The organism is Alphaproteobacteria bacterium (genome assembly GCA_041396705.1).
Taxonomy (GTDB): Bacteria; Pseudomonadota; Alphaproteobacteria; order CALKHQ01; family CALKHQ01; genus CALKHQ01.
The window spans coordinates 441498-462232 of record JAWKYB010000003.1 but is presented as its reverse complement, the minus strand read 5'-3'; the positions used below and the strand labels follow the sequence as shown (position 1 = coordinate 462232).

The window sequence follows — 20735 nt, the reverse complement described above, 5'->3', positions numbered from 1 at the left end:
TTTTAGCCAATTTCTCGCCGGCGCAACGAAGCCGAAACCCGGCCGTGGCAAGCTGCACCGATGCAGACCCGACCGCGCACCGACCGCACAGCCGCACCGGGAGCCGGGCGATGCCGCGCCTGAGCCGCCTGCTGTGCTGCCCGCTGGTGGCCGGCGCCATCGCCGCCGTCGCCACCGCAGGCTATCTGCTCGGCGGCTTCCGACTGGTCGACAACGCCATCCAGGACCTGCGCATGCGCACCCTGGACCTGGCCGCGTCCGGCGGCCTGGTCGTCGTCGAGATCGACGCCGACAGCCTGCACCGCCTGGGCCAGTGGCCCTGGCCGCGCGGGCACCACGCCATGGTGCTCGACCGGCTGATCGACGCCGGCGCCGCCCGCGTCGGCTTCGACGTCAGCTTCTCCAGCGCGTCGGACACCGCACAGGATCGCCGGCTGGCCGATTCCGCGCGGGCGGCCGGCGAGCGGCTGCTGCTGCCGGTCTTCCGCCAGCAGGTCCGCCGCGGCGACGGCACCCTCGACTACATCACCGACCGGCCGCTGCAGAGCCTGTTCCGCGACGTGCCGCTGGCATCGATCAACGTGCGGCCGGACTATGACGGCATCGCCCGGCGGATGAACGCCACCGACCGCATCGACGGCGTCGCGGTGCCGGGCATGGCCGCCGCCCTGCTGGGCCGGACGGCGCCGGCGGATGCCCCGGCCGAATCCTTCCTGATCGATTTCGGTATCGATCCGCGCACGCTGCCGCGCCTGTCCTATGCCGACGTCCTGATCGGCAATTTCGACCGCAGCCTGATCGCGGGCCGCGCGGTGCTGGTCGGCGCCACCGCGGTCGAGCTGGGCGACGTGCTGGCGGTGCCGCGCTGGGGCAACCTGCCCGGCCCGCTGGTTATCGCCACCGCCTATGAAAGCCTGCGCCAGCAGCGCGCGATCCATCCGCTGGAAGACGCGTGGTTCGTGTTCCTGCTGTGCCTGGCCGCGGCGGCCGCACCGGCCATCGGCCGCAGCCAGAGCCTGCAGGCGACGCTGATCCCGGCGGCGCTGCAGCTGGCCGGACTGTTCGCGATCGGCGAGGCGGCCTATGCAATGGCCGCGCTGAAGCTGGATCTGGCGCCGGTTGCCCTGTGCCTGGCCGTCGCGCACGGCATCCAGATCGCCCGCGTGCTGCGCGCGCAGTCGCAGCGCATCGCCCAGCAAAACCGCGAGGCCGAGCGGCGCCAGGCGCTGCTGCGCAGCGTGGTCGACACCACCATCGACGCGGTGGCGATCACCGACCGGCGCGGCGCCGTGCTGATCGCAAACCCGGCCTGCGAGACGATCTTCGGCCGCAGCGCGGACTCGCTGGTCGGCATGTCCGCCACCGCACTGATCGATCCCTACGACCGGATCGCGCCGCTGCTGCGCGCCATGATGCACGACGGCGGCACCGTGCCCGGCCTGCAATACCCGGTCGACGTGGTCGGCGTGCACGCCGACGGCTCGGCGCTGGAACTGGAGCTGGCGCTGGCCGGCATCGGCGCCGAGGACGGCGCGGCCGATCCGCTGCTGGAGACCCAGTACTACATCTTCGTGTTCCGCGACGTCAGCGAGCAGCGCCGGCTGGAGGCGATGCGCCGGCTGGCGCTGGAGGCGCAGGTCGAGGCCGAGCGCTCGAAGTCGGACTTCCTGGCCACCGCGAGCCACGAGTTGCGCACGCCGCTGAACCACATCATCGGCTTCACCTCGCTGCTGGGCGAAGGCGTCGGCGGCGCGGTCACCGACCAGCAGCGCGACTATCTGGGCAACATCTCCACCGCCGCAGAGAGCCTGCTGCAGATCGTCAGCGACATCCTGTCCTATGCCGAGAGCGGCGGCCGCGCCTTCGGCGAAGGCTGGGAGGATGCCCCGGTGCCCGGGCTGATCGACGAGGCCTGCCGCAAGGTTTCCACCCTGGCCGCCGCGCGCCGCGTCGCGCTGGGGGTCAGCCGCGGCGACGACGACACGGTCGTCGCCGTCGACCGCGAAGCGGTGGTCACCGCCCTGATGCATGTCATCCGCAACGCCGTGCAGTTCACGCCCGAAGGCGGCCAGGTCGCGGTCGCCGCGGCGCGGACGGCGGACATGGTGCAGATTCTCGTCGTCGACCACGGGCCCGGGCTCAGCCGCGACGAGATCGCGCGCATCCTGCGCCCGTTCGGCCAGGTCGAGGGCGCGCTGTCGCGCAAGCACGGCGGCATGGGCATCGGGCTGAACGTGGTGCGCACCTGCATGGACCACCACGGCGGCAAGCTGGCGCTCGAATCCGAGCCGGGCCGCGGCACCACGGTCACCCTGGAACTGCCCCTGGCCAGGCCCGCCGCCGCGGGCGCACGCAGCGCGGCCTGACGGCACCGCGGCCACCGCGCCCGCGATGGCGCCGGCGGCGGCGAGCGCCTATGATCCGCCCATGGTCCGCCCGATTCCCTCGCGCCCGAACGCCTATGCCGGCAACCCGCTCGACCGCCGCCACGACCGCCGCAGCGACGAGGCCTGGCTGACCGAGCGGCTGGCCGACCCCGCCGCGCGGTTCGTGCCGGTGTGGCGCGACCGCAACCTGATCCGCGAGCAGCCGATGCCGATGCCGGTGCACTGGTCGCTGACCGAGGTGCGGATGTGGCTCGACGCCGGGGCCGAGCCGGTGTTCCTCGGCGAGTTCAGCCGCGCCGCCTATTTCGCCGTCGACCTGTCACAGCATGCGCCGGACGAGCCCGGCCACCACGAGGCCGCCTATCGCGACCTGCGCGCCGTCGGGCCGCTGCTCGGCGCCGAGGACGGCGCGATCCTAGCCTATGCCCGCGCCATGGCCTACTGGCACCAGCGCCACCGCTTCTGCGGCGCCTGCGGCGCGCCGACGCGCAGCGGCCAGGCCGGGCATGTGCGCCAGTGCACCGGCGCCGCCTGCGGCATCCAGCACTTCCCGCGGACCGACCCGGCGGTGATCATGCTGGTGCACGACGGCGACCGCATCGTGCTGGGCCGCCAGAAGGTGTGGCCGCCCGGCATGCATTCGGTGCTGGCCGGATTCGTCGAGCCGGGCGAGAGCCTGGAGGACGCGGTCGCCCGCGAGGTCTATGAGGAGATCGGCGTGCGCGTCACCGAGGTGCACTATCATTCCTCCCAGCCCTGGCCGTTCCCGTCGTCGATCATGCTCGGCTTCTGGGCGCGGGCGGCGACCACAGAGATCCGGGTCGACCCGCACGAGCTGGAGGACGCGCGCTGGTACGACCGGGCCGCGCTGCAGGCCTCGCCGGAGGACGAGACCTTCCGCCTGCCGCGGCTGGACTCCATCGCCCGCCGGCTGGTCGAGGACTGGATGGCGCTGGGCTGAACCCGCCGCCGCGCCGGGACCGAACCGACGGGAGCTTGACCGATGAACGACAGCGAAGCCCGCGCACCGGTGCTGACCGGCGGCTGCCAGTGCGGCGCCGTCCGCTACGCGCTCTATGCGGTGCCGTCCGGTCCGCACATCTGCCACTGCCGCATGTGCCAGAAGGCGTTCGGCTCGTTCTTCGCGCCGCTGGCGGAGGTGGCGTTGGCCGACATCGCCTGGACCCGGACCGAGCCGAAGCGGTTCGCCAGCTCGGCCCTGGTCGAGCGCGGCTTCTGCCCGGAATGCGGCACGCCGCTGACCTTCCGCTATATCGACCGCGACGCCATCGACATCGCGCTGGGCAGCCTGGACGACCCGTCGGCGGTGGTGCCCGCACGCCAGTACGGGGTGGAGAGCCGCGTGCCCTATTTCGCCGCCCTGCACGGCCTGCCGGAATCGACCACCGAGGGCGACGTGCCGCCGGAGCGGATGGCCGGCCTGAAGAGCTTCCAGCACCCCGACCGCGACACGGCGGACTGAGCGGCGTGGCGGCGCACCGCCCGCCCGCGGCGCCGGCGGCGCCCTGACCCGCGATGGCCAGCGTCCGCGTCACCACGCTCGTCATCGCCACGGCGCTGTTCATGGAGAACCTGGATTCGACCGTGATCGCGACGTCGCTGCCGGCGATCGCGGCGGACCTGGGCGTCGACCCGATCATCCTCAAGCTCGCCTTCACCGCCTATCTGGTGTCGCTGGCGATCTTCATCCCGGTCAGCGGCTGGTGCGCCGACCGTTTCGGCGCCCGCGGCGTGTTCCGCGCCGCCATCGCGGTGTTCACCGTGGCGTCGATCGGCTGCGCCATGGCCGACAGCCTGTTCGGCCTGGTCGCCGCGCGCTTCGGCCAGGGCGTCGGCGGGGCGATGATGGTGCCGATCGGGCGGCTGATCGTGCTGCGCGTCGTCGAGAAGCGGGCGCTGGTCGCCGCCATGGCCTGGCTGACCGTGCCGGCGCTGGTCGCGCCGATGCTGGGCCCGCCGCTGGGCGGGTTCATCACCACCTACTATCACTGGCGCTGGATCTTCTGGCTGAACGTGCCGATCGGGCTGGCCGGCATCGTGCTGGCCACCCTGCTGATCCCGCCGATCCAGGGCTACGAGGCCCGGCCGATGGACTGGCTCGGCTTCCTGCTGTCCGGGCTCGGGCTGTCGGCCCTGATCTTCGGCTTCACCCTGGTCGGCCGCGACGTGCTGCCGGAGCCGGGCGCCGAGGGCCTGGTCGCGTTCGGGCTGGCGCTGGTGGCGCTGTATGTCCTGCACGCCCGCCGCTCGCCGCACCCGCTGATCGACCTCGCCCTGCTGCAGGTGACGACCTTCCGGATATCGGTGGTCGGCGGCACGCTGTTCCGCGTCGGCATCGGCGCGATCCCGTTCATGCTGCCGCTGATGCTGCAGCTCGGCTTCGGGCTGACGCCGTTCGCGTCCGGCTCGCTGACCTTCGTGTCGGCGGCCGGCGCGCTGGCGATGAAGCTGACCGCGGCGCCGATCCTGCGCCGGTTCGGCTTCCGCCAGGTGCTGCTGGTCAACACCCTGCTCAGCGGCGTGCTGCTGGCCGCGGTCGCCGCCTTCGTGCCGAGCACGCCTGTGCTGCTGATCCTGGCGGTGCTGCTGGCCGGCGGCTTCTTCCGCTCGCTGCAGTTCACCAGCCTGAACGCGCTGGCCTATGCCGACATCGACGCGCCGCGGATGAGCCGGGCGACCTCGTTCAACGCGGTGGTGCAGCAGGTGGCGCTGGCCGCCGGCGTCGCCCTTGCCGCGACGGTGCTGGAGGTGAGCCAGGCGGCCCGCGGCGCGACGGCGCTGGCGACGCCGGATTTCGCCGCCGGCTTCATCGTCGTGGCGGTGCTGTCGACCCTGTCCGCCCTGATCTTCGCCCGGCTGGCGCCGGACGCCGGCGCCGAGGTCTCCGGCCACACCATCGCCGCCGCGCCCGGCCACCCGGAGGGCCGGGGCACGCGCGGCTAGCCGGCCTCAGGCGTGTTCCTTCTCCAGCGCGCCCCAGTTGCCGCTGCGGATGTCGTCCAGGGTCAGCGCGCGCGCCTCCTCGTCCTCCACCGCCTCGGCCAGCGCCACCGCGTCGCGGCGGTTGCGCAACGCCTGCTCGACCTCGCCGGCGACCGCATGGGCGCGGGCCAGCGCCTCCATGGCATAGGCCAGGTCGAACGGCGCCAGCAGGTCGCGCGCCCGTTCGGTCAGCGCAGCGCACTGGGCGGCATAGCGCTTGGCCTCCGCGGCGTTGCCGAGCTCCGCATAGACCCGCGACAGCAGCCACAGCGCGCGCTGGTGGTGCACCGGCGTGCCGGCGCTGAGCCAGTGGATGCACGACGCATGGGCGGCATGCACCATGCGGCTGTCTTCCGCGGCGCTGCGGCGCGGCTTCGCCAGCAGGTCCCAGACTTCGTTGTTGAACGCGATCGCGAACCGCCGGTCCGCGTCGTCGAACTCTTCCCCCATCGGCCTTCGCCCCCCGGTGAAACGGCCAGCCGCGATGCTGACTCATACTCGTGGGTCGCCGCAATCCTCCAAATTGTTCATATTCGCCATGCGCTTGGCGCTTCGCCCGGCGGCCGGCTGCGCATGCCATCGGATGACCCCGCGCCGGCCATCGCAGGGACGTATTTCCGTGCTCTGCTTCACTCGCACGCGCCGCCCGCGGTCAAGCAATCGGTCACCCCTGCGTGGTCGAATGGCCCCCGGGGCGGTCGTGCGGTCGTCCCAGCCGTGTCAGGAAGATCGCGGGAGACTCGCCGATGCACCAGATGATCCGTCCGGCCAGGCCCCTCTGGCCCGCCGCCGCGCTGCTCGCCGCGACCCTGTCGCATGCCGCCGCCGAGGAGGCGGGGCGGCAGATCGTCTATCCGCTCGCCGGCCTGGTGCAGGTCGCCGCGCCGGAGAATGCCGTCGCCGGCATGGTGATGGCGCTCTACGGCACCGTCACGGTGACGGCCGACGGCCGCGTTTCGGGCGAGGGCGTGATCGTCTATGCCCAGATGGATGCCTGCGCCTGGCAGCCGCCGGTGCCGGACCGCGAATCCACGCCCTATTGCACGATCGAAACGGTCGTCGACGGCGCCTTCTCGGTCACCGGCAGCGTGGTCGCCACGGTCCACCGGCACGACGCGGACAACCCGTTCCGCGACGGCGTGTTCGCGCTGGCCGACGCCCACGCCGATGCGCGTCTCGACTATGCGCCGCTGACCCTCAACCTGACGCTGGCCGTGGAGCGCGAGCCGGTCGAGCGGCTGGCGCTGTGGGGCTTCAGCCAGCCCGGCATCCAGCCGGGCGCGACACAGGCCGCGGCGCTGGGGCTGCACGTCTCCGGCCTGTTCGGTACCGCGTTCGACATCGTGCCGATCGCCATGGTCCCGCTCGCGGACGACGCCGGCGCGGCCGCCATCGCCGCCGCCCGGCAGTTCGCCAGCGCCGGCACCTATGCCGGCGGCACGCCGCTGTCGGCCTCCGGCTCGCTCGGATTCGTCGACGTCGACCCGGCCGGCCTGCCGACCGCGACCAACCCGTGGGTCTATCTGCAGCACGCCGCCGCGCCCGCCGGCGCGCGCCCGCTGTCCGAGCCGGAACTGGCTGCGATCGAGGCCTATCTGGCCGGCGACGGGCCGGTTGCCCACGATGCGGATCGCGACATGCTGGCCGGCGGCGTGCAGGAACTGGCCGAAGGCCTGCGCCCGATCGCCGAGGGCACGCCGCTGCCGATCGGCCCGCTGGTCGAGAACGGCTTCCCCGTCGGCCTGCTCGACCTGACCCGCCCGACCGACTGAGCGGCACGCGCACGCGGCGCACCGCAGCGGAAGGCTCCCGCCCGCCGAACGCAACGCGCTGATTTCCCCGATATATCCGCCAGCGCCGAAGCTGGCGTCCCCTAGGGGACTCGAACCCCTGTTTTCGCCGTGAGAGGGCGATGTCCTAGGCCACTAGACGAAGGGGACCAATGGCGTAGGCCGGATATAAGCGATCCCAGCCGGGCAGATCAAGGGGCGTGACCGCGGCGCTTGATCTGTTCGGCCGGGATCGCTGCGTCGGTGCCGTGCAAAAGCCGCAATCGGCGGGCAGGTTGCGGCCAGGGACATGCTTCGGGGAAGGCGACAGAGGTCGCCGTCCGCCTTTCGCCGTGCGGGCGCAGACCCGGATTCCGGGAGAAACCCCATGCGCACGTCCCTGTGCTTCGCCCTTCCGTCCGTCCCGCTGTGCGCCGCGCTGCTGGGCATCGCGCTCGGCACGCAGCCGGCCGGCGCCAACACCCCGCCGCCCGATGCCGCCAGCGACGCCTATGAAACGCTGACCTACTGCGCGAAGAACGGCGGGTCCTGGAGCAACGCGCCCGACCAGGCGGTCGACCACACCGTCTGCCGGTTCCGCGACGGCGCCGAGCTGCGCTGCGACGCCGGCTACGAGGCCTGCATCTTCGTCCCGGCCGGCGCCGGAGGCTGGGCGGTCACGCGGACCAGCGTCAATGCCGGCGCGGTGCCCGCGTCCCATGCGGCGCCGGCGGCGCAATCGGCACTGCGACCCTGACCGACGCCGCCCGCGCCAGCAATTCAGGCCGCGACCGGTCTCAGGCGGCGGCCTGCCGGGCGGTGCGCGCGAAGCCGTCGACGTCCTCCACCCGGGTGTCGTGGGCGGTGACCAGGCGGATCACGTCCGCGCCGGCGCCGGGCAGGTCGTAGAAGCTGTAGCCGGCGTCGCGCAGGCGCCGACGCACCGCCGGCGCCATCCGCACGAACAGCTGGTTGGTCACCTGCGGCTCGATCAGCGCGCAGCCGTCGGCCCCCTGCAGGCCGTCGGCCAGCCGCGCCGCCATGGCGTTGGCGTGGCCGGCATAGCGCAGCCAGTTGCCGTCGGCGAGATAGCCCTTGAGCTGGGCGGCGACGAAGCGCGACTTCGACCAGACATGGCCGGCGCGCTTGATGCGGAATTCGAAATCGCGCGCCGCGGCCGGGTCGAAGATCACCACCGCCTCGGCGGCGAAGCAGCCGTTCTTGGTGGCGCCGAACGACAGGATGTCCACCCCGGCGCGCCAGGTCAGGTCGGCCGGCGCGCAGTTCAGCGCCGCCAGCGCGTTGGCGAAGCGGGCGCCGTCCATGTGCACCCGCAGCCCGCCGGCGCGGGCGACCCGAGCCAGCGCGGCGACCTCGTCCGGCGTGTAGACCGCGCCGTATTCGGTGGCGTTGGTCAGGGTCAGCGCCCGCGGCGGGCTGTGGTGGGGATCGCCGTCGGCGAACTGCGCGATCACCCGCGCCACTGCCTCGGCATCGAGCTTGCCGCCGGGCCCGGGCAGGCCGAGCAGCTTGGCGCCGCCGCTGTAGAACTCCGGCCCGCCGCATTCGTTGACGTTGGCGTGCGCGCTCTGATGGCAGATGACGGCGGAATAGGCCGGCGCGATGTGGCCGAGCGACAGGCTGTTGGCCGCGGTGCCGGTGCCGAGCAGGTGCACCGCCGTGCCGGCCGGCGCCTCCAGCGCCGCGCGCAGCATGTCCGCCGCCTCCTGCGTGCGCGGGTCGTTGCCGTAGGGCATCGACGGGCCGCTGTTGGCATCGATCAGCGCCTGCATCACCTCCGGGGCCGCCGGCGTGACGTTGTCGCTGCAGAAGTTCATGGCTGTTCCCCCTGGTCCAGGCCGCCGCCGGTCAGATCCAGGGCGACGATGCCGCTGCGCGCGTCGATCACCAGCACGTCCTGATGGCCGCCGGCGCGGTCGATCACCAGCAGCAGGCGGTCGCCGTCCAGGCTGGCGCTGGCGATCCGGTCGCCCTCGGCCAGTTCCAGCCGCTGGCGCACGGTCTCCACCGCCGGCGGGCTCTCCGGCTCGTCGGATTCGCCCCACCGCGACGCGCGGTTGAACAGGGTCACGATGATGGTGACCATGCCGGCGACGATCAGTGCGGCCATGGCATAGACCGCGAACTTGATCGCACGCAGGCCGGCCGGCGACATGCGTTTCGGCTGGCTCATGCGGCTCCGCTTCGTTGCGGCCGGGGCCGCTGTTGTGGCAATCGGGGGCCAGCGTTACCACATATGCGCGGCAGGATGGAGTTCGGACTGTCGGCCACGAATGAGCACAGCGTCGCGGGGGTGCCCGCCGCGCACCGGGACGGCCAGCCCATCCTGGTGACGATCGGGCAGGCGCAGGCCGGCCAGCGGCTGGACCGCGCGCTGGCGGAGGCGGCGGGCGGACTGTCGCGCACCCGCATCCAGGCGCTGATCGCGGCGGGCGCGGTGACGCCGGTCACTGCGCACGCGCCGCTGTGCGACGTATCCTACCGTGTCCGTGTCGGCGAGGCCTTTCGCATCGTGCCGCCGGCACCGGCCGACGACCGGCCGCTGGCGCAGGAAATCGCGCTCGACGTCGTATATGAGGATGCGGCGTTGATCGTGGTCAACAAGCCGGCCGGCATGGTGGTCCACCCTGCGCCCGGCAACCGCGACAACACGCTGGTCAACGCGTTGCTGGCCCATTGCGGCGACAGCCTGTCGGGAATCGGCGGCGTGCGGCGGCCCGGCATCGTCCACCGGCTCGACAAGGACACTTCCGGCCTGATGGTGGCGGCGAAGACGGATGCGGCCCACCAGGGGCTGGCGGCGCAGTTCGCGGCGCACAGCATCGAGCGGGCCTATCGCGCGGTGGTGTGGGGGGTGCCGAACCCGCGCCGCGGCACGGTGGAGGGCGCGATCGGACGCAGCCCGCGCAACCGCCAGAAGATGGCGGTCGTGGCGCGGGGCGGCAAGCCGGCGACAACCCACTACGCGGTGGCGCAACTGCTGGCGCCGACGCCGGCCGGGCCGGCTATGGCGCTGGTCGACTGCCGGCTCGACACCGGGCGCACCCACCAGATCCGGGTGCACCTGACCGCGATCGGCCACCCGCTGGTCGGCGACCCGGTCTACGGCCGCGCCGACCGCCGGCGCCGGGCGGAACTGGACGAGGCGGCGCGGGTCGCGGTCGACGGCTTCGCGCGCCAGGCGCTGCACGCGCGCACGCTGGGCTTCGACCACCCGGTCGGCGGCGCGCGCATGGCGTTCGTGCGCGAGGCGCCGGACGATTTCGTTCGCCTGGTCGAAGTACTGGGCGAAGCCGGTTGACGGCATTTACCCGTCGTCCGCCGCGATCGGCTATGATCGGCGGTGGAGGCGTGGACGAGGCATGCGGAAGCGCGGCGCCATGGCGTCGCGGAGGGAAGAGGAGGCCGCACCATGGCCGATGAGGATAGGGAAGACCGGTTCGCGCAGGCGACGTCGAACCTGCCGGCGCTGACCGCGGAGGGCAGCCTCAGCCGCTATCTGCACGAGATCCGCCAGTTCCCGATGCTGGAGGCGGACGAGGAATACATGCTGGCCAGGCAGTGGCGCGAGCAGGGCGACACCGAAGCCGCCGCGCGGCTGGTCAACAGTCACCTGCGCCTGGTCGCCAAGATCGCCATGGGCTATCGCGGCTACGGCCTGCCGGTGGCCGAGCTGATCTCGGAAGGCAATGTCGGCATGATGCAGGCGGTCAAGCGGTTCGAGCCCGAGCGCGGCTTCCGCCTGGCGACCTACGCGATGTGGTGGATCCGCGCCGCGATCCAGGAATACATCCTGCACAGCTGGTCGCTGGTGAAGATGGGCACCACGGCGGCGCAGAAGAAGCTGTTCTTCAACCTGCGCAAGCTGAAGGGCCAGATGCGGGCCTATGAGGAGGGCGACCTCAGCCCCGAGCGGGTGAAGAAGATCGCCGACAAGCTGAACGTGTCGGAGGAAGAGGTCGTCAACATGAACCGGCGGCTGGCCAGCCCCGACCACTCGCTGAACGCGCCGCTGCGCGCCGACGCCGAGGGCGAGTGGCAGGACTGGCTGGTGGACGACAGCGACGACCAGGAAACCGAGCTGGCCCATCGCGAGGAGCTGCAGCAGCGCCGCGAGATGCTGAATGCCGCGCTGGACAACCTGACCGAGCGCGAGCGCCATATCATCGTGCAGCGGCGGCTGAGCGACAATCCGGTCACGCTGGAGGACCTGTCGCGCGAATACGGCATCAGCCGCGAACGGGTGCGCCAGATCGAGGTGCGCGCCTTCGACAAGCTGCAGCGCGCCGTGCGCAACCTGGCGATCAAGCAGCAGCTCGAGGCTTCGAAGGCGACGCTGCCGGACGCGAGCTTCTGAGCGAAGCCGGACCGGCCCCGGCGCGGCGATGCCGCGGCGGGGCGCCGCTGCGCGTGCCATTAGCTCTTGCCGTCGTCGCCGGACCGGGGGATACAGGGTGCGGCGCAATGTCCAGCCCCGCCGCGGCGCCGCCAGCCATGCCCCTCGCCCGAGGGTGCGCCGAACGCGTCCCGGCGTCGACGCGACGACCAGCAAGGGAGGTTCCCCATGGCCCACAAGTTCGAGATATACAAGGACAAGAAGGGCGAGTTCCGCGTCCGCTTCAAGTACAACAACGAAGTGATGTTCGCGACCGAGGGCTATTCCAGCAAGTCGTCGGCGCAGAACGCGATCGCCTCGATCAAGAAGAACGGGCCCGACGCGCCGATCGAAGACAACAGCTGACCCTCGGCCCGCCGGCGTACGCGCCGGGGCCGCCGTCCGTTCAGGCCCGCGCCCGCCGCGCCTGCCGCAGCGTGCGTTCGGGCGGGAACCGGACGCGCACGGTGGTGCCGCGGCCGGGTGCGCTGTCCAGCGTCACCCCGCCGCCATGCAGTTCGGCGAAGCGCTTGACCAGAGCCAGGCCAAGGCCGGTGCCCTCGTTGCGCGTGCCGGCCCGCGGCTCGCCCTGGCGGAACGGCTCGAACACATGCGGCAGGAAGGCGGGATCGATGCCGCTGCCGGTGTCGGTCACCGTCAGTACGATGCCGCCGTCCTCCACCGTCCAGGAGATCGCCACCGTGCCGCCGGGCGGCGTGAAGCGGATGGCGTTCGAGACCAGGTTCACGACGATCTGACGCACGCGCTGCGCGTCGCCGTTCAGCGCGACGGCGCCGGCCGGCAGGGTTGCGGTGAGAACGATGCCGGAGCGCAGGGTCAGGTCGTCGAACAGGTGCGTGCACCAAGCGTTGAGTTCGGCGAGGTCGATCGCCTCCTCCGCCAGCTTGATCGTGCTGTTCTCGATCTTGGCGACGTCGAGGATGTCGTCGATCAGCTGCATCAGGTGCTGGCCGGCCGCGACGATATCGTGGGCGTATTCCCTGTACTTCGGCGTCGCGTGCCGGCCGTACAGCTCCTGCTCCAGCACCGACGCGAAACCGATGATCGCGTTCAGCGGCGTACGCAGCTCGTGGCTCATGCTGGCGAGGAACTCGGTCTTGGTGCGGCTTGCTGCCTCCGCCGCCTCCTTCGCGACGCGCAGCGCCCGTTCGGTGGACTTCAGCTCGGTGATGTCGGTCTGGATGCTGACGAAGCCGCCGGCCCTGGTGCGGCGGTCGGTGGTCCTGATCCAGCGGCCGTCGGCCAGCCGGACCACGAATGAGCCTTCCAGCCGGCGCCGGTATTCCGCCTTGCGCTCGAGGTAGTCGGCGCCGCCGCGCTCGTCGCCGACGACGACGTTGCCGCGCCCCACATCCAGCGCGCCCAGGTCGCGGAAATGCACGCCGGGCCGCGCCTCGTCGTCGGAATAGCCGTAGAGCGCCTTGAAGTTCGCGTTGCATGCGACCAGCCGGCCGTCGGCGTCGTAGATGACGACGGCGTCGGACGTCGCGTCCAGCGCCTCGACCACGGTCAGCGCGTCATCTGCATCGATCTTCATGCTGGGCTCAGTCCCCGCCGGCTCGCCCGGCCGCTGGCCCGCAACACGGCACGGCCGGAGCGCCCAGCGTCGCCCGCCGGTCGAAAAATCCGGTTAATCCCCCACTTCGGAGGGCATTCTAGCCCGGCCGCTGCGGACCGCACACTCGCATGTGACAGTATGGCCGGCGGAATCGCCGCCGGTCAGCCGGGATACCACACCCGGCGCGGGTCGCCGGCGGCGCGCACATGGTCCCAGGCCGAATCGACCATCCGTTTCAGGTCGTAGGCCGGGCGCCAGCCGAGCCTGAGCCGGGCCTTGGCGTTGTCGAGCCAGACGCTGTGGAAGGGCGAGGCGACCGGGACCGACGGCACGCCGCGGCTTTCCGCCAGATAGGCGGCCATGGCGCCATAATCGAGCGGCTCGTCCATGCAGACGTGGAAGGTCTGCCGGCGCGCCGCGGGGTGGTCGAGCGCGACCAGGATGGCGGAGGCGAGGTCGTCGACATGGACGAAGTTGCGCTTCAGCGGCGCGCCGTCGGCATCGAGCAGGATCGGCACCGCGCCGGCCGCGGCATGGCGCGCCGCCTCGTCGGCCGGCACCATCTCGCGGTACAGCGGCCCGCCGAACTGGTCGGCGCCGAAGCTGTGCGCGAAGCGCAGGTCGTCCTTCTCCATGATCCACGGCGCCCTCAGGCAGCAGTGGTCGAGGTCGTACTGGATGCCGAACTGCTCCAGCATCACCTCCTCCAGCACCTTCGACAGGGCATAGCAGCCGGGATAGGCCATGAACGGCCCGTCCTCGGTCACCGGCGCCTCGCGGCGATAGAAGAAGTGGCCGATGCCGGCGTCGCCGCCGATCAGCAGGAAGCGACTGAACGACGGCGCGGTCCGCGCTTCCTCCAGCAGCCAGAACAGGCCGCGGACGGTCACGTCCATGACGTCCTCGGGCGTTTCCTTGCAGGTGGCGAGATGCACCACATGGCTGACCCCGGTCATGGCGCGCCGGGCGACCTCGCGGTCGGCGATCGACCCGCGCACCACCTCCAACCGGGCGCTCTCGTCCAACACGCGGTTGTGGCACAGCGCGCGCACGCGGCCGCCGTCGGGGTCGGCCAGCAGCCTGCCGATGAAGTGGCGCCCGACCTTGCCGGTCGCGCCGGTGACCAGTATCAGCCGATCGTCTGGCATGTTCGTTCCTCCCCCGGAGCGATGACATTTGTATGATGAATATCGCCGGCCACTGTCGCCATTCTCGCGGCGCGGCGCAAGCGGCTGCGAGCGACCGCGCTTTCTGGCCGGCGCGGACTTGCGCTACACAAGCGCGTGAGCCTGGCAAACGGAGGGGAACACGATGGCCGGAGACAAGAGCGCCCACAGCTTCGACCTGGTCGACGACCAGATGGCATTCCTGGAGGCGATGGCGGCGGCCCACGACCTGCCCGACGCCGGCAAGGCGCTGCGCGTGCTGATCGACTATGCCATCGCCGCAGGCGACCGCGACGCGATCTTCGGCCAGGTGCACTGCCTGCGCTGCTGACCGGCCGCCCCGCCCCGTGCCGCTGGCGCGCACCTTGCAGCGCCAGGGCGTTGGTATAGAGTCGCCGGCGGCGGCGGGGGTCGCCCGTCGTCGTTGCGCGCGGCGCAGCCGACATGAAGGGGAACCTCAGCGATGGCACGGCGATTCGGATCGGCCGCATCGGTGTTTGCGGCGACTTGCCTGGCGTGGGCGGCGGCGGCCGCCCAGGACCGGCCCTATGACGGCGTCACCCTGAACCTGGCCTCGATGAACGATCCGTTCTCCGGGCCGCTGGTCACGCTCGCCGAACGGTTCGGCGCCGAGACCGGGATCACGGTCAAGGTCGACATCCTCAGCTATCCCGAGCTGCTGACCAAGGTCACCGCCGACTTCATCGGCGACACCGGCGGCTATCACATCGTCACCATGGACAACGTCTGGGCCGGGCAGTTCGCCGAGGCCGGGCACAGCGTCGTGCTGAACGACTGGATGGCGCGCGACGCCGCCGAGATCGGCCTCGACGACATCTATCCGGTGATCATGACCGCGCTCGGCAACTACCAGGGCGCGCAGGTCGCCTTCCCCTTCTCCGGCTATGCCAACGTGCTGGCCTACCGCACCGACCTGTACGACAAGGCCGGGCTGCAGCCGCCGTCGACGATGGAGGAGCTGGTGGCGGCGGCGAAGGCACTGACCGACCGCGACGCCAACCAGTATGGCTGGGTGGCCAACGGCCAGCGCGGCCCGGCTGTGGCGCAGGACTGGATGCAGTACAATTCGCAGATGGGCGGCTCGATCATGGGCGCGGACGGCCTGCCGGCGATCAACGCGCCCGCGAACGTGGCCAGCCTTGCCGTCTACAAGCAGCTGTTCGACGAAGCGGCACCGCCCGGGGCGGTGGACTACGACTGGGGCGGCCGCGAGGAATCGTTCCGCCAGGGCCTGGTCGCCAACATGCAGACCTGGTCGGTCGGTGCCGCCGGCTACGACAACCCGGACATGTCGAAGGTGGTCGGGCTGAACCGGGTGGTGTTCGCACCGACCGGCGAAGGCCTGCCGCCGCGCTGCGGCGTCGGCGGCTGGGGGCTGGCCATCAATGCCGATATCGACGACACCGAGCAGGCGGCCGCCTGGGAATTCATCAAGTGGATCACCAGCCCGGCGATCCAGAAGGAGATGTCGCTGCTCGGCGGCGGCGGCTACATCCGCGCCAGCACCACCGCCGATCCGGAACTGCAGGCGAAATACCCGTTCCTGCCGGTGATCGACCAGTGCTTCGTCAACGGCGACGGCGACTTCCGGCCGCGCATCCCGGAATATCCGGAGATCCAGGACATCCTGGGTTCCGCTGTCAACGCGGTGCTGGCCGGCGGCGAGGACCCGCAGGCGGCGCTCGACGAGGCCCAGGACCAGGCGATGGGGCTGTTCTGACCCCGGCGGATCGGGCGGCGCGATGACCGCCGTCGCGTCGTCCACGGCCGCCCGTCGGCCCAGGGCGGGCGCCCGGCCCATCAGCTTCGGCCAGCGTCGGCGGCTGTTCCTGCTGGCGCTGGGGCTGCCCTCGCTGGCCTATGTGCTGGTGGTCGCCGGCGGGCCGCTGGCGCAGGGCTTCTGGCTCAGCCTGTTCGACTACAACCTGCGGCGGCCGGCCCGGCGCGAGTTCGTCGGCATCGACAACTACCTCGAGATGCTGGGCGACCCGGTCACGCTGCAGGCGCTGGCCAACACTGCGATCTTCACCGTCTGCGCGGTGACGGTGGAGTTCGTGCTGGCGCTGGGGCTGGCGCTGCTGCTGTGGCGCGACAGCCGGTTCAACCGGGTGGCCCTGGCACTGATGCTGGTGCCGGTGGCGCTGACCCCGCTGGTGGTCGGGCTGGTGTTCCGCGCGCTGCTGGCCGCCGATTTCGGCCTGATCGGCTACTACGCCGCCGAATGGGGTCTCAGCGGCGAGCGCGGCTTCTTCGGCTATCCGGCCAGCGCGATGGGGGCGCTGGTGTTCATCGACGTCTGGCAGTGGACGCCGCTGGTGACGCTGATTCTGCTGGCCGGGCTGAAGTCGCTGCCCGACGAGGCGATCGAGGCGGCGGAGGTGGCCGGTGCCAGCGGTTGGCAGAAGCTGCGGCTGGTCATCCTGCCGATGCTGCTGCCGGCGATCTTCCTGGCGCTGGTCCTGCGCACCATGGATGCGTTCCGCATCTTCGACAGCGTGTTCGTCACCACCAAGGGCGGCCCCGACGACGCCACCAACATGATGATGTTCCATGCGGTCAAGCAGGGGCTGGAGTTCTTCGACGTCGGCTATGCCTCCGGGCTGTCCAACCTGATGCTGGTCTGCATCGGCGTGATCGCCGCCGGCTTCGTGCTGGTGATCCGCCGCGCCGACCGGCGGATGAACGGCTGATGGGGCGCGCCCAGCCGCCGCGCGTGGTCGCCGCCCAGCGCACCGCCGTGGCGTTGGCGCTGGCGCTGTTCCTGGCGCCGGTGGCCTGGCTGTTCTCCACCGCCTGGAAACCGGCGCGCGACATCTTCTCGTTCCCGCCGTCGCTGGCGTTCACGCCGACCTGGGACAACTTCCGCACGATCTTCGCCTTCTTCGACGTGCCGCAGCTGCTGCAGAACAGCGTGATCATCAGCGGCGGCACCACGCTGTTGTCGCTGGTACTGGGCGTGCCCTGCGGCTATGCGCTGGCGCGGGCGCGGGTGCGCTGGGCCGCCGGGCTGGCCTATTTCTTCCTCGCCGTGCGCATGGTGCCGCCGGTGGCGACGCTGATCCCGTTCTACCTGCTGATGCGCGACCTCGGGCTGCTCGGCAGCTACGGCGCCGTCATCCTGCTCGACACCACCCTGAACACCGCCTTCGTGGTCTGGATGATGTTCTCCTGGTTCCGCAGCGTGCCGCCGGAGATCGAGCAGGCGGCGATGGCCGACGGCGCCACCCAGTTCGGCGCCTTCTGGCGCATCGCGGTGCCGATGGTGGTGCCCGGCATCGTCGCCAGCGCGCTGCTGTGCTTCATGCTGTCGTGGAACAGCTTCCTGTTCCCGGCCTTCCTGACCACCGCCGACACCAAGACCCTGTCGGTCGCGCTGCTCACCGCCTACGGCACCAAGGAGATCACCTGGGGCACCATGGGCGCGCTCGCCCATTTCTCCACCCTGCCGATCGTCGCACTCGCCCTTGTTCTCAACCGCTACTTCGTCCAGGGCCTGACCCGCGGCTTCCACTGATGGCGGCCCTTGCGTCCGGCGCCGCTGTGGCCGAAAAGGCTCGGGCGATGACCGGGACCCATGCCATCCGCCCGGCGCGCGCCGACGAACTGGCGCTGCTGCCGGCGATCGAGCGCGACGCCCAGCAGCGCTATCGCAGCGTCGGCTACGACTATTGCGCCGACGGGCCGCTGCGCGACCCGGAGGAGCATGCGCGCGCCTTCGGCGAAGGCACCGTGCTGGTCGCCGCGGCCGACGGCGCCCTGGTCGGCTTCCTGCTGGCCTGGCCGGCCGACGGCCGCGCCCACATCGTCGAGGTCTCGGTCAGGCGCAGCCACCAGGGCCGCGGCATCGGCCGCGCGCTGTTCGCGGCCGCCGAGGCCTGGGCGCGCGGCGCCGGCTACGACGAGGTCACGCTGACCACCTATCTCGAGGTGTCCTGGAACGCGCCGCTGTACGAATCGCTCGGCTTCGTCCGCTTCGAGCCCGGCCCGGACCGGCCGGAGCTGCGCCAGATCCAGGCCGACGAGGCCGCCTGGGGCTTCGCCCGCTGGCCGCGCGGCGCGATGCGCAAGGCGCTAGTCTAGGCGACCGTGGCGCCCCCGCGCGCAACGACGCGGCCGGCGCGGATGACCAGCGAGCGCGGCGGGAAGGTCGCCACCGCCTCGGCGACGCAGGAGGCCGACACGGCAACCAGGTCGGCGCGTGCGCCGACGGCGATGCCGTAGCCGTCGACGCCGAGCACGCCGGCGGCGGCATCGGTGGCCAGCGCCAGCGCCAGCGCCAGCTCGTCGTCGGTGGCGAGCCCGTTGCGGTAGCCGATCAGCCGGGCCCGCTCCAGCATGTCGCCGCTGCCGTAGGGCGACCAGCTGTCGCGGATGTTGTCGGAGCCGGCGAACACCGTCACCCCGGCCGCGCGCAGCCGCTTCACCGGCGGGATCGGGTCCGGGCCGGGGCCGTTGGTCATGATCGCGACCCCGGCGGCGGCGAGCGCGTCGGCCGTGGCACCGAAGGTGGCGTCGTCGACGGCGCCCAGCGCATAGGCATGGCTGACCGCGACCCGGCCCTGCAGGCCGAGCGCGCGGGTTCGCGCCGCGATCCGGCGTAGCTCGAAGGCGCCCATCTCGCCCGGGTCGTGCAGGTGGATGTCGACCCACGCGCCGCGCCGCTCGGCGATGCCGAACACCACCTCGAGCTGGCCCTCGATGTCGCCGTCGAAGCCGGCCGGATCGAGCCCGCCGACCGCTTCCGCCCCGGCCGCGACCGCCCGGTCGAGCAGGTCGGCGGTGCCGGGACCGGCCAGCACGCCGCTCTGCGGGAACGCGACCAGCTGGATGTCCATCAGATCGGCGCAGCGGGCGCGCACGTCCAGCAGCGCCTCCAGCCCCGCCAGGCCCACGCCAGTGTCGATGTCGACGTGGCTGCGCATCCGGGTGGTGCCGAACGCGGCGGCCTGGCGCACCAAAGCCGTCGCCCGCTCCGCGATCGGCACCGTCAGGCCGGCGAGCGCGGCCTTCTCGGCCGCCACCCGGGCCGGCACGCCGCCGCCGGCCACATGCGGCCGCCACGGCAGGCCGGCGAAGGTCTTGTCGAGGTGGATGTGGCCGTCGACGAAGCCGGGCAGCAGCAACTGGCCGCCGAGCGCGATCGCGTTCTCACCGGGCGCCGGCGGCCCGCCGGCCGGCTCGATCGCCGCGATCCGGCCCTCGGCGAGGCGGAGGTCGGCGCTGCGGCCGTCGGGCAGCAGCGCATCGCGCAGGACCAGGGCCGCCGTCACGGGGTCCGTCACGGGATCAGGCCGACACGCCGGGCCGCGGTCACCTGGTACAGCCGGTCGCCGTAAACCGCCTGCTCCTCGCGTGCGGAGAAGGCGAAGCTGACGTCGTGCTCGTCGTCGGACGCGCACGCCGCCGCGGCGATCTCCGGCCAGTCCGGACAGGGCGCACGCCGCATCGCCGCGAAGGCCGGCTCGTCGGGCAGCAGCGGCATCCCGATCTTGGGATAGACCGCCGCGATCGCCTGCCAGAAATAGCGCAGCAGCATCGCGTCGCAGCCAAGGCCGCGCAGCAGCCTCACCCAGTGCGCCCCGGTGACCGCGTGCAGCGCCTCGAAGGTCATGGTCGCCGCCATCAGCCGGATCGACACCGCCGCGACGCGCGCCAGCGTGTCGTGACCGATCCGCAGCCGGTCGACCAGGCCTTCGAACGCCGGCAGCCGCGCCGTCGCCCGCATCCAGTGCCAGAGCAGGTCGGTCTCACTCTCGACATGGGCGAAGGCCGGCTCCGGGCGCATCGCCAGCAGCACCGCCGCCGGGTCGTCGGTGTCGGGCGCATGGCCGCCTGCGGTGCGCAACGGCAGGTAGCTGCCGCAAAGATAGGCGAGCCCGATCGCGGTCTCGTCGGCGTCGTCGCGCAGCGTCGCATAGGCCAGCCGCATCAGCGCATGCAGCGCGCTGGCGGCGATGCCCGGCACCAGCTCGGGCAGATACGCCTCGACCGCACGCCGGCCGCCGAGGCGCCGCACCTCCCGGTGGAAGAACGCGCGGTAGTCGGCCTCGCGGGTGCGGTCGCCGAGATGGTCGCGCCAGTCCGCGGCGCCGATCGGCGCCACAGACGCCGGCACCGGCACCAGTCCGCTTGCCGCCCGGTAGCGCTCGGCGAACTGCCGCATCCGTGCTTCGCTCGCGCCCAGCCTGTGCAGCGCCACCAGCACCATCGGCAGGTGGTTGGCCAGGACATGCGGGAACTCGACGCTGCACGCGGCCGCAGCGGCCACCTGCCGGTCGAGCCCGTCGTCAGTCCGCGCTTTCGGTACAGCCGCCATCATCATCCTGCCGGCCTCCCCCTGTGCAGCACCACAACAGCACCGCGCCGCCGCCCTTGCAAGATCGCGGCCGCGACGCGACGCCGAATCAGATCGGC

At 71.9% G+C, this 20735-nt stretch carries 21 protein-coding genes and 1 tRNA gene; 14 read left to right on the top strand and 8 right to left on the bottom strand.

The genetic code is table 11. From position 1 onward, the window contains the following. The first annotated feature begins 110 nt into the window (after positions 1–110). From R3F55_05620 to R3F55_05605, 4 genes are all read left to right on the top strand, one after another. Positions 111–2366, top strand: coding sequence for a CHASE2 domain-containing protein (locus R3F55_05620; protein MEZ5666902.1), 2256 nt, complete (start codon positions 111–113; stop codon positions 2364–2366). A 61-nt stretch (positions 2367–2427) separates the two neighbouring features. Next, a complete protein-coding gene (gene nudC, locus R3F55_05615; GenBank protein ID MEZ5666901.1) occupies positions 2428–3348 on the top strand; it encodes an NAD(+) diphosphatase in 921 nt (306 codons plus the stop codon). A gap of 42 nt (positions 3349–3390) precedes the next feature. Beyond that, positions 3391–3870, top strand: coding sequence for a GFA family protein (locus R3F55_05610; GenBank protein ID MEZ5666900.1), 480 nt, complete (start codon positions 3391–3393; stop codon positions 3868–3870). 53 nt (positions 3871–3923) lie between these two features. Beyond that, entirely contained in the window at positions 3924–5351 is a 1428-nt protein-coding gene (locus R3F55_05605) for an MFS transporter (GenBank protein ID MEZ5666899.1), read from the top strand. A gap of 6 nt (positions 5352–5357) precedes the next feature. Here the strand turns inward: R3F55_05605 and R3F55_05600 are convergent, their stop codons facing one another. Then, positions 5358–5840, bottom strand: coding sequence for a hypothetical protein (locus tag R3F55_05600; GenBank protein MEZ5666898.1), 483 nt, complete (start codon positions 5838–5840; stop codon positions 5358–5360). 296 nt (positions 5841–6136) lie between these two features. Between R3F55_05600 and R3F55_05595 the strand changes: the two genes are divergently transcribed. Continuing rightward, positions 6137–7162, top strand: a complete 1026-nt coding sequence (locus R3F55_05595; protein MEZ5666897.1) for a hypothetical protein — start codon at positions 6137–6139, stop codon at positions 7160–7162. A gap of 92 nt (positions 7163–7254) precedes the next feature. Here R3F55_05595 and R3F55_05590 read toward each other — a convergent pair. Then, positions 7255–7330 (bottom strand) — tRNA-Glu (locus R3F55_05590). Positions 7331–7547: 217 nt separating this feature from the next. On the opposite strand from R3F55_05590, the gene R3F55_05585 reads away from it, so the two are divergent. Then, positions 7548–7916, top strand: a complete 369-nt coding sequence (locus R3F55_05585; GenBank protein MEZ5666896.1) for a hypothetical protein — start codon at positions 7548–7550, stop codon at positions 7914–7916. Between the two features lie 40 nt (positions 7917–7956). Here the strand turns inward: R3F55_05585 and R3F55_05580 are convergent, their stop codons facing one another. Next, positions 7957–8997, bottom strand: a complete 1041-nt coding sequence (locus R3F55_05580; protein ID MEZ5666895.1) for a beta-eliminating lyase-related protein — start codon at positions 8995–8997, stop codon at positions 7957–7959. Then, positions 8994–9353, bottom strand: coding sequence for a DUF6476 family protein (locus R3F55_05575; GenBank protein ID MEZ5666894.1), 360 nt, complete (start codon positions 9351–9353; stop codon positions 8994–8996). The genes R3F55_05580 and R3F55_05575 overlap by 4 nt, the downstream gene beginning before the upstream one ends. Positions 9354–9509: 156 nt before the next feature. On the opposite strand from R3F55_05575, the gene R3F55_05570 reads away from it, so the two are divergent. The 3 genes from R3F55_05570 to R3F55_05560 all read left to right on the top strand — a co-directional run bounded on the left by R3F55_05570 (position 9510) and on the right by R3F55_05560 (position 11921). Continuing rightward, positions 9510–10481: an RluA family pseudouridine synthase gene (locus R3F55_05570; protein MEZ5666893.1), complete on the top strand. Its 972-nt coding sequence runs from the start codon at positions 9510–9512 to the stop codon at positions 10479–10481. A 111-nt stretch (positions 10482–10592) separates the two neighbouring features. Further along, on the top strand, positions 10593–11537 hold the full coding sequence (gene rpoH, locus R3F55_05565) for an RNA polymerase sigma factor RpoH (GenBank protein MEZ5666892.1): 945 nt from the start codon (positions 10593–10595) through the stop codon (positions 11535–11537). A gap of 207 nt (positions 11538–11744) precedes the next feature. Next, on the top strand, positions 11745–11921 hold the full coding sequence (locus tag R3F55_05560; GenBank protein ID MEZ5666891.1) for a YegP family protein: 177 nt from the start codon (positions 11745–11747) through the stop codon (positions 11919–11921). A 40-nt stretch (positions 11922–11961) separates the two neighbouring features. On the opposite strand, the gene R3F55_05555 is transcribed toward R3F55_05560, so the two are convergent. Further along, on the bottom strand, positions 11962–13113 hold the full coding sequence (locus R3F55_05555) for an ATP-binding protein (GenBank protein MEZ5666890.1): 1152 nt from the start codon (positions 13111–13113) through the stop codon (positions 11962–11964). 182 nt (positions 13114–13295) lie between these two features. Then, entirely contained in the window at positions 13296–14282 is a 987-nt protein-coding gene (locus R3F55_05550) for an NAD(P)-dependent oxidoreductase (protein MEZ5666889.1), read from the bottom strand. 163 nt (positions 14283–14445) lie between these two features. Between R3F55_05550 and R3F55_05545 the strand changes: the two genes are divergently transcribed. From R3F55_05545 to R3F55_05525, 5 genes are all read left to right on the top strand, one after another. Beyond that, a complete protein-coding gene (locus tag R3F55_05545) occupies positions 14446–14631 on the top strand; it encodes a hypothetical protein (GenBank protein MEZ5666888.1) in 186 nt (61 codons plus the stop codon). A gap of 132 nt (positions 14632–14763) precedes the next feature. Further along, a complete protein-coding gene (locus R3F55_05540) occupies positions 14764–16041 on the top strand; it encodes a sugar ABC transporter substrate-binding protein (GenBank protein MEZ5666887.1) in 1278 nt (425 codons plus the stop codon). Between the two features lie 22 nt (positions 16042–16063). After that, on the top strand, positions 16064–17011 hold the full coding sequence (locus R3F55_05535; protein MEZ5666886.1) for a sugar ABC transporter permease: 948 nt from the start codon (positions 16064–16066) through the stop codon (positions 17009–17011). Next, positions 17011–17835, top strand: a complete 825-nt coding sequence (locus R3F55_05530) for a carbohydrate ABC transporter permease (GenBank protein ID MEZ5666885.1) — start codon at positions 17011–17013, stop codon at positions 17833–17835. Before R3F55_05535 ends, R3F55_05530 begins: the two co-directional genes overlap by 1 nt. A gap of 47 nt (positions 17836–17882) precedes the next feature. After that, entirely contained in the window at positions 17883–18401 is a 519-nt protein-coding gene (locus R3F55_05525) for a GNAT family N-acetyltransferase (protein ID MEZ5666884.1), read from the top strand. On the opposite strand, the gene R3F55_05520 is transcribed toward R3F55_05525, so the two are convergent. Beyond that, entirely contained in the window at positions 18398–19591 is a 1194-nt protein-coding gene (locus R3F55_05520; GenBank protein ID MEZ5666883.1) for an amidohydrolase, read from the bottom strand. The genes R3F55_05525 and R3F55_05520 overlap by 4 nt on opposite strands. 8 nt (positions 19592–19599) lie before the next feature. Further along, a complete protein-coding gene (locus R3F55_05515) occupies positions 19600–20643 on the bottom strand; it encodes a questin oxidase family protein (GenBank protein MEZ5666882.1) in 1044 nt (347 codons plus the stop codon). Between the last annotated feature and the right edge of the window lie 92 nt (positions 20644–20735).